Source organism: Streptomyces sp. NPDC048257 (assembly GCF_043201855.1).
In the GTDB taxonomy this organism is placed as follows: Bacteria; Actinomycetota; Actinomycetes; order Streptomycetales; family Streptomycetaceae; genus Streptomyces.
In genome coordinates, this window is the sequence record NZ_JBICZI010000003.1 from 267,698 (window position 1) to 280,292 (window position 12,595).

Here is a 12,595-nt window from a genome sequence, read left to right on the forward strand (position 1 = left end):
CTTCACCTCATCCGTCCTCTCCCGGGCGCCGGCCTCGGCCGTGCCCGTCGGTCCTCAGACGAGCGGGCCTCCGAAGGGGCCGCCGATGCCGTAGTAGACGCCCAGTTCCTCGCGGTAGCCGGGGTCACCGAGGTGCTTCTCGCGGTGGAACTCCGGGGCGTTCCTGATCTGTTCCTTGGTGCCGTCCACGAAGATCTTCTCGTCCTCCGGGTCGACCCGCAGGACGGTGCTCGCCGGGAGCAGGACTTCCTTGCCGAAGATCCAGACCCCGGTGTCCACGACCAGATAGGCGTCCCCGACCTCGTCGGAGTGCTTGTCCACCTTGCCGATACTTCCGTCGACCGCCTCGACCTTGTACCCGGTCAGGTCGGTCCCGGCCAGATGCCCCGAGGTCGACTTGTAGCTCCACACGTGATCGGTCACGCGAAACAACTCCTCCGGTGTGCGGGGACGCAAGAGGCTCTCCCTCCGTCCTCGTCCGCGCCTGCCCCGCCCACGGCAGTGCATGCGGGCGGGACGTCTTCACCACCCGTCCGGGCGCGCCGCCTCAAGGCGCACCGCACCCAAATCGGTCCCCGGCTGAGGGGTCCCGTGGCCGCGCGTCAGCCGGCGGACGGCGCTCCGGAGGTCTTGCGCAGCACGCCTATCTTGTCGATGCGGTGCTCGGGGTTGCCCTGGGCGTCGCTCCAGAAGTTGCCCTCGGCGTGGTCCTCCGGCGTGGCGCAGGTCGAGATCGTGATCATGGCCTGGGTGGGGGTCGCCCCGGGCTTCCCGGGCACCGCAGCGCGCTGTTCGCTCAGCGAGCGCTCCGAGCGGAAGGACGTCTTGCGGGTCTCGACAATCTCGTAGGTGTACACCACCTCGCCCACGGTCACGAGGACCGTGTCGCCCTTCTTCACGGTGGGCAGCGCGCCCAGCGGGCCGCCGGCCGAGAGGCGGTGCGCGGTGACGAGGAAGTTGCCCACCTGACCGGGTCCGACTCCGCCCCGCTTCCCGTACGGGCTGGCCGCCGCGCCCTGGTCCTGGATGCGGGTTCCCGGTGCGTCGTCGGTGGTGCCCTCGTACGGCACCACGCGCAGCCCGGAAACGCCCGCGGAGGGTATGGACAGCGCCGAGACCACGGGCGAGGGGGTGGGGGCCGGAGGAGCGGGGGTGGCCGCCGGGGACGGTTCCCGCGCGGGGGTGTGGGCGGCGGAGGCCACGGGCGCGGCCGTCGCCGCGTGCGGCGCAGCGGCCGCTCCGGCGGCGGCCGAGGGCCCGCACGCGGCCAGCAGGGCGGTCACAGCTCCGGCCAGTACGGCGGGTACGGCTCGGGACGGGGACGGCAGGTGCATGGCGGTATCCGTGTCGCTCGGTCGGCCGGGTCGCACGGCAGGTGGGTGACCCGGTTCACCCGGCCAGGGTGACATACGGAGCAAGAGGTCCATAAGGGTCCTCTTCTGTGACCTGCCTCCCGCGCGGGAACTTCGCGGGAACTTCCTACCCCCGCTCCACGACCACCTCACCGGAGAAAGTGCGTCTGGAACCGAGAACGAGAAATTCCGGAGTGACGATGACGGACCGGCTTGAGTACCCGCCCCCGGCGATCACCGCCCTGAAGCGGTGGGCGCCGCCGCCCCCTCTCGCCGGATTCCTGGCACTGCTCATACTGATGTTCGCCGTGGCGTACGGAGTGGGAACCACCGCCGGCCCGGTGGCTCCCGGGATGCGTTCCACCGGTGGCGACACCCCGAGGTTCGACACGAACCCGCGAGGACCGCACGGACACGGCGGCGGCACGGTCGGTACGGGTGGCGCGCGGTGACGGCGGAGCGGACGGAGGTACTGGAGACCACCGACCTGGTCGTCGGCGGGATGACCTGCGCGGCCTGCGTGAACCGGGTCGAGAAGCGGCTGGCCCGGATCGACGGCGTGAGCGCCACGGTCAACCTCGCCACCGGGCGGGCCAGGGTGAGCCATCCGCCGGACGTGACGACGGACGACCTCGTCGCGGCGGTCGAGAGGGCCGGATACAGCGCCGAACCGCCCGCCCCTCCCCTGCCCGCGGACGACCGGACGCCGTCACCGGAGACCGAGGACTCCCCCGGCCGTGAGGAGCGGGAGCGGCTGGTGATCACCGCCCTGCTGTCCGTACCGGTTCTGGTGCTGTCAATGGTGCCCGCCTTCCAGTTCCGCAACTGGCAGTGGCTGTGCTTCGTACTGGCCGCGCCGGTCGCCGTCTGGGGCGCGTGGCCGTTCCACGCCCGGGCGGTACGCGGGCTGCGGCACGCGGCGGCGACGATGGACACCCTGGTATCGCTGGGCGTGGTCGCCTCCTTCTCCTGGTCGGCGTACGCGCTGTTCCTGGGCGGGGCGGGCGATCCGGGGATGCGGATGCCGTTCACCCTGCTGCCCTCGGCCGGCGGGGAGGTCGCGCACATCTACCTGGAGGCCGCGGTCGGGGTGCCGCTGTTCGTCCTCACCGGGCGGTTCCTCGAATCCCGGGCCCGCCGCGGCACGGGTCGGGCGCTGCGCTCGCTCGCGGGGCTGGCGGCCAAGGACGTGACCGTACGGGAGGACGGCGAGGAGCGGCTCGTCCCGATCGCGCAGTTGCGGGTGGGGCAGGAGTTCATCGTCCGGCCGGGTGAGCGGGTGGCGACGGACGGGGTGGTGGCCTCCGGTGGTTCGGCCGTCGACCTTTCGCTGGTCACCGGCGAGAGCGAGCCCGTCGAGGTGGGCCCGGGTCACGACGTGGTCGGCGGTGCGGTCAACGCGGGCGGCCTGCTGGTCGTACGGGCCACCGCGGTCGGCGCGGACACCCAACTCGCCCGCATCACCCGGATGGTCACCGAGGCGCAGGCCGGAAAGGCCCGGGCCCAGCGCCTGGCGGACACGGTCGCGGGTGTGTTCGTCCCGGCCGTACTGGCCCTGGCCGTCACCGTGCTCGGCTTCTGGCTCGGCGCCGGAGCGGATCCGCAGGCGGCCGTCACGGCCTGTGTGGCCGTCCTGGTCGTGGCCTGTCCCTGCGCGCTGGGACTGGCGACTCCCACCGCCCTGCTGGCGGCAACCGGCCGCGGCGCGCAGCTGGGTCTGCTCGTCAGCGGCCCGCGGGCGCTGGAGACCCTGCGCCATGTCGACACGGTGGTCCTGGACAAGACCGGCACGCTGACGACCGGCCGGATGACCGTCGCGCGCGTGACGGCCGTTCCCGACGGGATGGGGAGGGAGCGGGCCCTGTGGCTGGCCGCGGCGGTGGAACAGGGGTCCGAGCACCCGCTGGGCCGCGCTGTGGTCGCGTACGCCCGGCAGGAGCTGGGCCGGCCCCCGCAGCCGGACGAGGTGACCGGATTCCTGGCCACCGCGGGCATCGGGGTGACCGGGCTGGTGGAAGGCCACCGCGTGGAGGTCCGTGCCGCCGGCGCGGACCTGCATCCGGCGCTGGACAGGGCACTGGCCGAGGCGGAGGCGGCCGCACACACGCCGGTCCTGGTCCGGGTGGACGGCGCCGACCAGGCGCTGATCTCCCTGGGCGACGTCCTGCGCCCCGGCAGCTTCCGGGCCGTGGACCGGCTGCGGCGCCTGGGGGTGGAGCCCGTCCTGGCCACCGGCGACCGCGGGGCCACCGCGACCCGCGTCGCCGCCGCGCTCGGTATCACGGACGTGCACGCGCACTGCTCGCCCGAGGACAAGGCGCAACTGGTCGGGGAGTTGCGCAGCCTCGGCCACCGGGTCGCGGTCATCGGCGACGGGGTGAACGACGCCGGCGCCCTGGCCGGGGCCGATCTCGGCATCGCCATGGGGAGCGGCACGGACGTGGCCATCGGCGCGGCCGATGTCACGCTGGTCCGCGGCGACATCGAGGCCGTTGCGGACGCGGTCCAGTTGGCCCGGCGGACGCTGGGGACCATCCGGGCCAATCTCGTGTGGGCCTTCGGCTACAACGTCGTGACCGTTCCGCTCGCGGCGGTGGGGTTGCTCAACCCGATGGTCGCGGCCGCCGCGATGTCGGTGAGTTCGCTGATGGTGGTGGGCAACAGTCTCCGGCTGCGTACCTGGCAGCCCGCGCCGCCGTCACGCCGAGCGCATACGGTCAACCGGACGGGAGGCACGGGACGATGACGGAACCAGCGCAGGCGCGGACCCCGGACCGCTGGCTGCCGAGCCCGGGACGCATGCGCGAGGGGCTGCGTGCCGCGATCGTCCCGGTGGTCGCCTGCTCGGTGGCGCTGGCCGGTCTGACGGCCTGGACCTCGTCCGGCGCCGCGGGCACCCCGCCGCAGATCGCGGCCGGCAACGGCCGCGTCTTCCTGCCCTACGGCAACAGCCGGGACACGGCCGCCTTCTTCGACATCACCAACATCGGCGGCGCCGAGGACCAGTTGACCGAAGTGACGTCGACGGCCGTCGAGAAGGCGATGCTGAGCCGGCACGAGAGCTCGGGCCTCGGGGCCGACACGATGCGGATGACGGGAGCGGTGCGGGTGCCCGCGGGCGCCACGCTGGCCATGTCCCCCTTCGACGTGAGCGTGATGACCCGTCCGAAGGCCGGCTGGCAGGCGGGCGACATCGTGACGTTCGTCCTCCACTTCCGGCACAGCCCACCGGTGGAGGTGCCCGCCGTGGTGATCCTGCCCGGCAGCTGACCGCTGCCGGGCAGGATCACCACGGACGCCGGTCCGGGGGCGGGGCCCATACGGTGCCACGGGCCTCGTATTCGAGCCTGGCCTCGACGCCCGTCGCGGTCTCGGCGCCGAGTTCCCGCCGTACGAGCCACAGGGCGAGGTCCAGTCCGGAGGTGATGTCACCCGCGGCGACCAGGTCGCCGTCGTCCACCACTCGGGCGTTCTTCAGCAGGCCGCCCTGCTGCTCCAGGTCGGGGCGCGCCTTGTGGTGGGTGGTGCAGGGACGGTCCCGGGTCAGGCCGGCCGCGGCCAGCAGCATCGTGCCCGTGCAGACGGCACTGACGGTGAGGCCGGGGCGGACCGCCTCGGCCAGTTTCCGCGGGAGCAGGCCGCTGCGGATCTCGGCCCGCACCCCGGGACCGTCAGGGCGCTGGTATCCGCCGCCGGGTACGAGGAGGAGGTCCGCCGCGCGCGGATCCCACGCGTGCTCGACCGTCACCCGGGTGCCGTAGGCGGCGTGCACGACGCCCGGCCCCCAGGCGGTGACGTAGCGGACGCCGACCTCGCGGTCCGTGAAGGACCGGGCGACGCAGAACACCTCGTAGGGCGCGGCGAAGTCGAGCTCCTCCACCCCGTCGAACAGGACGATGTGCACGCGCACGGGTCAGTACCTCTGCGGCATGCCGCAGACCTGCTGCGTACTGCCCTTGGCCTCGCTCATGGCACACCGTCCTCGCACGAGGGGTCCACGCTTCGCCCTCCACCATCCGCCCCTGGCCGAGGGCCCGCAAAAGCGGCGCCCGGATGAGGTCGGCATCAAGGTGGATCAACCGGGTAGTCGCGCAGCGACGAGCACGGCCGACGCCGTGACCCGCATCCGAGCCGAGGTGGCCCTCATGCACCTGCACACCCCTCCCGACCCCGTACCGCCCAACCCCACGCCCGCTCCCGGACCTGGTCCCGGGCCGGCGCCCGGTCCGCTGCCGGGGCCGGTGCCCGGTCCCGGCGGCCCGGATCCCGTGCCGCCGGCGCCGCCCCGGCCCGAGCCCGATCCGCAGCCCGAGCCGGCGCCGGGGCCCGATCCGCTCCCTCAGCCCGGTCCCCTGCCCGGACCGGTACCGGCTCCTGATCCCGTCACCTGACGTCCGGTCCGATCCGCCGGACGGGTACACATCCCCCGCGTCGGACCGGCGCAGGGGGCGGCCGGCACGAACGGCTGCGCTGGTCCGCCGCCTGCTCGCGCCGGTGCCCAGCCCGGGCGGGCCGGCCGTGCGTTCCGGGGGTGACCGGCCCTCCGTACAGGTTTGAAGGGCGCTGTCCAGGCTAACCGCGGGTGAAGAATCTGAGACGATGGGACCAGCGCTCCGAGTGAGGTGCACCGTGAGAAAACTTCCTCCCCCTCCGTCGGAATCGCCCGCCCTGCCGGGGACCCCGTTCCCGGAGACGACCGGCCCGGGCGGGAGCCTGCCGCACGACCACACCCAGGCGATTCTGGAGACGACCAAGCGCGTGGCCGCGCTCCTGAAGGCCTCCGGGCAGCCGTTCGCGCTCGCCGGCAGCGTCGCCGCCTTCGCGCACGGCGTGCCGGCCCGCTTCCAGCACGACACGGACTTCTGTGTCCGGCCCGAAGACGCGGACGTCGTGGTCAAGGCGCTGGAGGACGGCGGCATCGCCATGCGCCGGGCCCCCGAGGACTGGCTGGTCAAGGGCCGGGCCGGCGGGGAGGAGATCGACCTGATCTTCGAGCTCGCCCGGCGCCCCGTGGACACGGCGCTGCTGGACCGGGCCGAGGTCCGGCCGGTGGACTCGGTGTGGATGCCGGTCCTGGCACCCACCGACCTCATGGACGCCCGGCTCACCGCGCTCTGCGAGCACTACTGCGACTTCGGCGACCTACTGCCGATGGCCCGGATGCTGCGGGAGCAGATCGACTGGGCCCGGCTGAACCGGGCCCACCGCTCCGCCCCGCTGTCGGACGCGTTCCTGTACCTGCTCGAACGGCTACAGATCACCGACCCGTGGGAGGCGACGCCGTGACCGCGATCGACCTCATCGAGTACCGCATCGAGCACCTGAGGGAACGCCTGGCGCGTGAGGAGATCTCCGAGCTGGGCATCCGGATCGAGGCGCGTGGGGCGGGCGTACTGGTCTGGGGCAGTGTGAGCAGTGGTGGGAGCCGGGCGGAGGTCCTGCGCATCGCTGAGGAGGCGCTCGCGGGGGTTCCCTGGCAGCAGGACGTCACCGTGTGCTGCCCCAGCCCTCCCGACCGCTCGGAGGAGCTGCTGTGATCCGGGTCGCGGCTGTCGGTGACATCCACCTCGGCCCCGGCAGCGAAGGGCTGTTGCGCCCCGCCTTCGAGACGCTCGGGGACTGTGCGGACCTGCTGTTGCTGGCGGGCGACCTGACCCGGCACGGCACCCCGCAGGAGGCTCACGTGGTGGCCGGGGAGGTGGCAGGGCTCCCGGTGCCCGTGATCGCGGTCCTCGGCAATCACGACTACCAGAGCGGCCGGCAGACGGCCGTCACCCGCGTGCTGGCCGAGGCGGGCGTACGGGTCCTCGAAGGCGACGGAGTGCTGGTGGACGTCGACGGGGCGAGGGTCGGGATCGCCGGGACGAAGGGCTTCGGCGGCGGCTTCGCGGGGCGCTGCGGCAGCGAGTTCGGCGAACCGGAGATGAAGTCGTTCGTCCGGTACACCCGGCGCTGCGCGGAGGAGCTCGCGCGATCGCTTCGGGAACTCGAGGACGCGGGCAGTGACCTGCGGATCGCGCTCACGCACTTCTCCCCGGTGCCCGACACGCTGGCCGGTGAGCCTCCGGAGATCTATCCCTTCCTCGGGAGCTACCTGCTCGCCGAGGCGGTCGACGAGGCCGGCGCGGACCTCGCCGTCCACGGCCACGCCCACCTGGGTACGGAACACGGGACGACGGCGGGCGGGGTGCGCGTACGCAACGTCGCGATGCCGGTCATCGACCGGGCCTTCGCCGTCTACCGGCTGGCCGCGGGCGGCCCGCCCGCTCACGCAGAGTGAGGCATGGCCAACGACGTGCACAGCTTCAACCGGCCGGCAGCGGGGTATGTGGCCTGAGGGAACGCCCGAAGGAGGCCTCATGACCAGCGCTCTTCCCGTCCAGGCCACCCCCGTGCCGCAGCCGGAGCCGCTGCCGGAGCTCCCCGTGATCACCGATCCGCAGTCCGTGAGCACGGCGGACGCCCACGACCTCTCGGTGACGCTCTTCCGGCGGCTGCACGTACTGGACGAAGGGACCGCCGAGTACTCGTACGTGCGCAACACCCTGGTCGAGCTGAATCTGAGCATGGTCAAGTACGCGGCCACGCGCGTGCGCCACTGCAGCGCACCCTGGGAAGACGTCATGCAGGTCGGCACCATCGGCCTGATCAAGGCGATCAACCGGTTCGACCCGGATCGCGGCTTCGAGTTCATGTCGTTCGCGCTGCCCACCATCGTGGGCGAGATCAAGCGGTACTTCCGTGACACGACCTGGGCCGTGCGCGTACCGCGCCGGCTGCAGGAGCTGCGCATCGACCTGGCCAAGGCCAACGACGCCCTGGAGCAGGAGCTGGGCCACGCTCCGAGTGCGCAGCAGCTCGCCGAGCGGCTGGACATCACCGTGGAGGAGGTCTGCGAGGGCCGGCTCGCGGCCAACGGGTTCACCAGCCTCTCCCTCGACCTCCCCGTGACGGAGGAGGACGACGCGCCCGGCACGCTGGCCCGCAGCCTCGGCGTGGACGAGTCGCGCTTCGAGACGGTCGAGGACCTGGAATCCCTCAAACCACTGCTGGAGGGGCTGTCCGAACGGGATCGGACCATCCTCGCCCTCCGCTTCGGGGAGGAGCTGACCCAGGCCGAGATCGGCGCGCGCCTGGGTATGTCGCAGATGCACGTCTCCCGGCTGCTGGGCCGCATCCTGGGCCGGCTCCGGGAGGGCCTGCTCAGCGACGAAGGGCAGGCCGATCCGGCGTGAGCGGTTCCACCGTCCGTACGGGGCGGGCAGGTATATTGCGCGGGAACCCGGGCAGCTGCGGAGCAGCACGACGGAAGGGTGATGCCGGATGGTGCCGGAAACGGACGGCCAACGCTTCACCGTCGCGGTGGAGGCGGTGGACGGAGCTGTCGTCCTCGTGCTCGCGGGGGAGCTGGACCACGACACGGCGCAGCCGCTCCGGGACGCGCTCGACGCGGCGCTCACCCCTGGCGGTCGGCTGCTGGTCGACCTGACGGCGCTCGGATTCTGCGATTCCACCGGCCTGAACGTGCTGCTGAACAACCGGCTCGCCGCCCGGGAGGCGGGAGCCACCCTCGAACTGGTCGGCCTGCGCGGCCCCGTCGCCCGCATGTTCCGGATCACCGGCGCTGACGGTGTCTTCCCCGTCCACTCCGATGTGACGGATGCCCTGAGGACGCCTCGAGCCGGAGGAGCCTGAGCACCATGGAACAGCGCGGCCCGTCCGACCGGACCTGGAGCCTGACGCTGTCCGGGAGCACCGGCGTCGTCTCGCGCAGCCGCGACTTCACCCGCGAGGCCCTGACCGCCTGGCACTGGCTCCCGGCCTCGGAGGAGAGTGGCCGCCGCGAGGCTGCCGAGGACGTGCTCCTGCTGGTGTCGGAGGTGGTCGCCAACGCTTGCCTGTACGGCGGAGGCCCCCGCACACTCGTGCTCGACTGCTCGGCCGAGCGGCTGCGGATCGAGGTCACGGACGGTAATCCGGCCCCGCCGGTGCGCGTACCGGCCCGTGCACGCGCACCGGGTGAGCGCGGGCAGCGGGGCGGTCACGGGCTGCTGATCGTGGAACGCCTGGCCCGGGACTGGGGCTCGGAACCGGGACCGGACGGCAAGCGCGTCTGGCTCGAGGTCGCCTGTCCGCCGGGAGTCTGCGTTCCCGGTTGAAGACGGTGGAGATCCGGCCTCCTCCCCCGGGATGTCCCCCGCGGCACCGCGTGTCACAGTGGTTGCGGAGGCGTCCATGGACGAAGCGCGGGAACGCCCTGAGCTGGGCGAAGAGGGGCTGAGGCGGCTGCTGGAGGGGCTGACGGCCGTACGCGACGGAGACTTCACCATCCGGCTGCCAGCCGACTCCGAGGGCCTCCTCGGCGAGATCGCCACGGTCTACAACGGCGTGGTCGAGCAGCTGTCCCTGGTCACCTCGGAGGTCACCAGGGTGGCCCGTGAGGTCGGCGGCCAGGGGCTGCTCGGCGGACACGCGCAGGTGCCCCGGGTGAGCGGCATCTGGCGGGAGCTCGCCACCGGAGTCAACACCATGGCCGACAACCTGACCTCCCAGGTCCGCTCGATCGCCCAGGTGGCCACCGCCGTCGCGGGCGGCGACCTCACCCGCAGGATCCGGGTGGACGCGAGCGGCGAGATCCTGGAACTGAAGGAGACCATCAACACGATGGTCGACCGCCTCTCCTCCTTCGCCGAGGAGGTCACCCGCGTCGCACGCGAGGTCGGCACGGAGGGCAAGCTGGGGGGCAGGCGAGGGTGCAGGGCGTATCCGGCACGTGGAAGGACCTGACCGACAACGTCAACTCAATGGCCGACAACCTGACGAACCAGGTGCGCAACATCGCCCAGGTGACGACCGCGGTCGCGAAGGGCGATCTCACGCGGAAGATCGACGTGGACGCACGCGGGGAGATCCTGGAGCTGAAGACCACCATCAACACGATGGTCGACCAGCTCTCCGCCTTCGCCGCCGAGGTCACCCGCGTCGCACGCGAGGTCGGCAGCGAGGGCAAGCTCGGCGGCCAGGCCGAGGTCGAGGGCGTATCCGGCACCTGGAAACGGCTCACCGAGAACGTCAACGGCCTGGCCGGCAACCTCACCCGCCAGGTGCGCGCCATTGCGGCCGTGACCAGCGCCGTGGCCGAGGGCGACCTCACCCGGTCGATCACGGTCGCGGCCCCGGGCGAGGTCGGGGACCTGAAGGACAACATCAACGCGATGGTCGAGTCCCTGCGTGCGACCACCCGCGCCAACCAGGAACAGGACTGGCTCAAGACCAACCTGGCCCGGATCTCCGGCCTGATGCAGGGAACCCGCGACCTCACCGACCTCGCTCAGCTGATCATGAACGAGGTGCCGCCCCTGGTGGGCGCCCAGTACGGCGCCTTCTTCCTGACGGAGGAGGACCAGGAGGGCAGGTACCTGGTACTGAGGGCCGCCTACGGGATGCCGGACGACCCCGCCGCGCCCCCGCGCCGCTTCCGCTTCGGGCAGTCGCTGGTGGGGCAGGCAGCCGGCGGGCGGCGCACCCTCACCGTGGAGCGGCTGCCGCCCGGGTACGCCACCGTCGCCTCGGGCGCCGGCGCCGCCGAACCGGCCGTCCTCGTCGTCCTGCCCATCGTGGTGGAGGACCAGGCGCTCGGCGCGGTCGAGCTGGCCGCACTCGCCCCGTTCACCGCCATCCACCGGGACTTCCTCGACCAGTTCATCGAGGCCATCGGCGTGAGCGTCAGCGCGCTGATCGCCAACGCCCGTACCGACGAGCTGCTGGAGCGGTCCCAGGGCCTGACGGCGGAGCTGAGTGCCCGGTCCCAGGAACTCCAGTCCCGTCAGGGCGAGTTGCAGCGTTCCAATGCCGAGCTGGAGGAGAAGGCGGCCCTGTTGGCCGACCGGAACCGGGACATCGAACGCAAGAACCTGGAGATCGAACAGGCCCGGCGGGAACTCGAGGTGCGGGCCCAGCAGCTGTCGCGGACCTCCATGTACAAGTCGGAGTTCCTGGCCAACATGAGCCACGAGTTGCGCACCCCGCTCAACAGCCTTCTGATCCTCGCCCAGTTGCTCTCGCGGAACCCGGACGGGAACCTCTCCGACAAACAGGTCGACTACGCCGAGGTCATCCACTCCGCCGGGTCCGACCTGCTCCAGCTGATCAACGACATCCTCGACCTCTCCAAGGTCGAGGCGGGAAAGATGGACCTGAGCCCCAAGGCCTTCCCGCTCCAGCAACTCCTGTCCTCCCTCGACGCGACCTTCCGGCCCGTCGCGGCCGCCCGCGAGCTGGAGTTGCGGGTGGTCACCGGGGACGGGCTGCCCGACGAGCTGTTCACCGACCAAACCCGGCTGCGGCAGGTCCTGCGCAACCTGGTCGCCAACGCGGTGAAGTTCACCGAGCACGGGCACGTCGAGCTCCGGGTGGACCCGGCGGCCGCCGACGAGGTCCCGGCCGACCTGGGCGAGGGCGGTGCGCCCGTCATGGCCTTCCGGGTGTCCGACACGGGCATCGGCATACCCGAGGACCGGCTCGAGACCGTTTTCAACGCGTTCCAGCAGGGCGACGGAACCACCAGCCGCCGCTACGGAGGCACGGGGCTCGGCCTGTCCATCAGCCGAGAGGTGGCCCATCTGCTGGGTGGCCTGATCGAAGTCCGGTCCATGCCCGGGGAAGGCAGTGTCTTCACCCTCTTCCTGCCGCTCCGGACGCCGGAGCGGTCCGCGCTCCGGGCCCCGGCGCCGCCGGCGCCCTCCGACGCGTCCGCACCAGAGGCGCCGGTGGACACCACGCCGGCCCTCACACCGCCTCCGTACCCGGCCGACGGCGCGGCGCAGGGCCTCGTACCGGCAGGGCCTTCGGCAGGAGGAGCCGCGGTCGTCACCGGGCCCACCGTGCTGGTCGTGGACGACGACGCACGCAACGTCTTCGCGCTGACGGAGATCCTCCGGCGCGAGGGGATGCAGGTGCTGCGGGCCGAGGACGGCCTCACCGGCCTGGCGCTCCTGGCCGAACACGACGACGTGGACCTCGTCCTGATGGACGTGATGATGGCGGGCATGGACGGTTACGCCACCACCGCGGCGATCCGTGCCCTGCCCGGTTACACGAACGTCCCGATCGTCGCCGTCACCGCCCAGGCGATGCCGGGTGACCGTGAGAAGGCGCTGGCCGCCGGGGCGGACGACTACGTCACCAAGCCGGTCGACGCCGACGACCTGGCCGCGCGCATCCACACCTGGCTCGCCTGATCC

General features: G+C 72.3%; 12 protein-coding genes and 1 pseudogene. 10 read left to right on the top strand and 3 right to left on the bottom strand.

What is annotated here, in order from left to right:
* Nucleotides 1-54 precede the first annotated feature (54 nt).
* Together ACGFZK_RS08775 and ACGFZK_RS08780 are read right to left on the bottom strand one after the other, a co-directional pair.
* Nucleotides 55-423 (bottom strand): PRC-barrel domain-containing protein, encoded by a 369-nt coding sequence (locus ACGFZK_RS08775; protein WP_393848141.1) that lies wholly within the window; start codon nt 421-423, stop codon nt 55-57.
* Between the two features lie 179 nt (nt 424-602).
* Nucleotides 603-1,334, bottom strand: coding sequence for a class E sortase (locus ACGFZK_RS08780; protein ID WP_393848142.1), 732 nt, complete (start codon nt 1,332-1,334; stop codon nt 603-605).
* A gap of 218 nt (nt 1,335-1,552) precedes the next feature.
* On the opposite strand from ACGFZK_RS08780, the gene ACGFZK_RS08785 reads away from it, so the two are divergent.
* The 3 genes from ACGFZK_RS08785 to ACGFZK_RS08795 are packed head-to-tail and all read left to right on the top strand — an operon-like array spanning nt 1,553 to nt 4,622.
* A complete protein-coding gene (locus ACGFZK_RS08785; RefSeq protein ID WP_393848143.1) occupies nt 1,553-1,804 on the top strand; it encodes a hypothetical protein in 252 nt (83 codons plus the stop codon).
* Nucleotides 1,805-1,854: 50 nt separating this feature from the next.
* Entirely contained in the window at nt 1,855-4,098 is a 2,244-nt protein-coding gene (locus ACGFZK_RS08790; protein WP_393848491.1) for a heavy metal translocating P-type ATPase, read from the top strand.
* The gene (locus ACGFZK_RS08795) at nt 4,095-4,622 is read left to right on the top strand and encodes a copper chaperone PCu(A)C (RefSeq protein ID WP_393848144.1); all 528 of its coding nucleotides are present in this window, start codon (nt 4,095-4,097) and stop codon (nt 4,620-4,622) included. Before ACGFZK_RS08790 ends, ACGFZK_RS08795 begins: the two co-directional genes overlap by 4 nt.
* Before the next feature lie 16 nt (nt 4,623-4,638).
* Here the strand turns inward: ACGFZK_RS08795 and ACGFZK_RS08800 are convergent, their stop codons facing one another.
* The gene (locus tag ACGFZK_RS08800) at nt 4,639-5,262 is read right to left on the bottom strand and encodes a DJ-1/PfpI family protein (protein WP_393848145.1); all 624 of its coding nucleotides are present in this window, start codon (nt 5,260-5,262) and stop codon (nt 4,639-4,641) included.
* 719 nt (nt 5,263-5,981) lie between these two features.
* Between ACGFZK_RS08800 and ACGFZK_RS08805 the strand changes: the two genes are divergently transcribed.
* The 7 genes and pseudogenes from ACGFZK_RS08805 (at nt 5,982) to ACGFZK_RS08835 (ending at nt 12,592) form a co-directional block, all read left to right on the top strand.
* Entirely contained in the window at nt 5,982-6,638 is a 657-nt protein-coding gene (locus tag ACGFZK_RS08805) for a nucleotidyltransferase family protein (protein WP_393848146.1), read from the top strand.
* Entirely contained in the window at nt 6,635-6,889 is a 255-nt protein-coding gene (locus ACGFZK_RS08810) for a hypothetical protein (protein WP_393848147.1), read from the top strand. Before ACGFZK_RS08805 ends, ACGFZK_RS08810 begins: the two co-directional genes overlap by 4 nt.
* Nucleotides 6,886-7,632 (top strand): metallophosphoesterase, encoded by a 747-nt coding sequence (locus ACGFZK_RS08815; RefSeq protein ID WP_393848148.1) that lies wholly within the window; start codon nt 6,886-6,888, stop codon nt 7,630-7,632. The genes ACGFZK_RS08810 and ACGFZK_RS08815 overlap by 4 nt, the downstream gene beginning before the upstream one ends.
* A gap of 79 nt (nt 7,633-7,711) precedes the next feature.
* Entirely contained in the window at nt 7,712-8,587 is an 876-nt protein-coding gene (locus ACGFZK_RS08820) for a SigB/SigF/SigG family RNA polymerase sigma factor (RefSeq protein ID WP_393848149.1), read from the top strand.
* Between the two features lie 88 nt (nt 8,588-8,675).
* Nucleotides 8,676-9,047, top strand: coding sequence for an STAS domain-containing protein (locus ACGFZK_RS08825; RefSeq protein ID WP_393848150.1), 372 nt, complete (start codon nt 8,676-8,678; stop codon nt 9,045-9,047).
* 5 nt (nt 9,048-9,052) lie between these two features.
* Complete coding sequence (locus tag ACGFZK_RS08830) at nt 9,053-9,511, top strand: ATP-binding protein (RefSeq protein WP_393848151.1); 459 nt, start codon at nt 9,053-9,055, stop codon at nt 9,509-9,511.
* 31 nt (nt 9,512-9,542) lie between these two features.
* Nucleotides 9,543-12,592: pseudogene (locus tag ACGFZK_RS08835) on the top strand (HAMP domain-containing protein).
* Nucleotides 12,593-12,595 lie beyond the last annotated feature (3 nt).

Coding starts and splice junctions, on each gene's coding strand:
- ACGFZK_RS08780 (WP_393848142.1), bottom strand. CDS start 1,334: ATGCACCTGCCGTCCCCGTCCCGAGCCGTACCCGCCGTACTGGCCGGA.
- ACGFZK_RS08785 (WP_393848143.1), top strand. CDS start 1,553: ATGACGGACCGGCTTGAGTACCCGCCCCCGGCGATCACCGCCCTGAAG.
- ACGFZK_RS08790 (WP_393848491.1), top strand. CDS start 1,855: ATGACCTGCGCGGCCTGCGTGAACCGGGTCGAGAAGCGGCTGGCCCGG.
- ACGFZK_RS08795 (WP_393848144.1), top strand. CDS start 4,095: ATGACGGAACCAGCGCAGGCGCGGACCCCGGACCGCTGGCTGCCGAGC.
- ACGFZK_RS08820 (WP_393848149.1), top strand. CDS start 7,712: ATGACCAGCGCTCTTCCCGTCCAGGCCACCCCCGTGCCGCAGCCGGAG.
- ACGFZK_RS08825 (WP_393848150.1), top strand. CDS start 8,676: ATGGTGCCGGAAACGGACGGCCAACGCTTCACCGTCGCGGTGGAGGCG.
- ACGFZK_RS08830 (WP_393848151.1), top strand. CDS start 9,053: ATGGAACAGCGCGGCCCGTCCGACCGGACCTGGAGCCTGACGCTGTCC.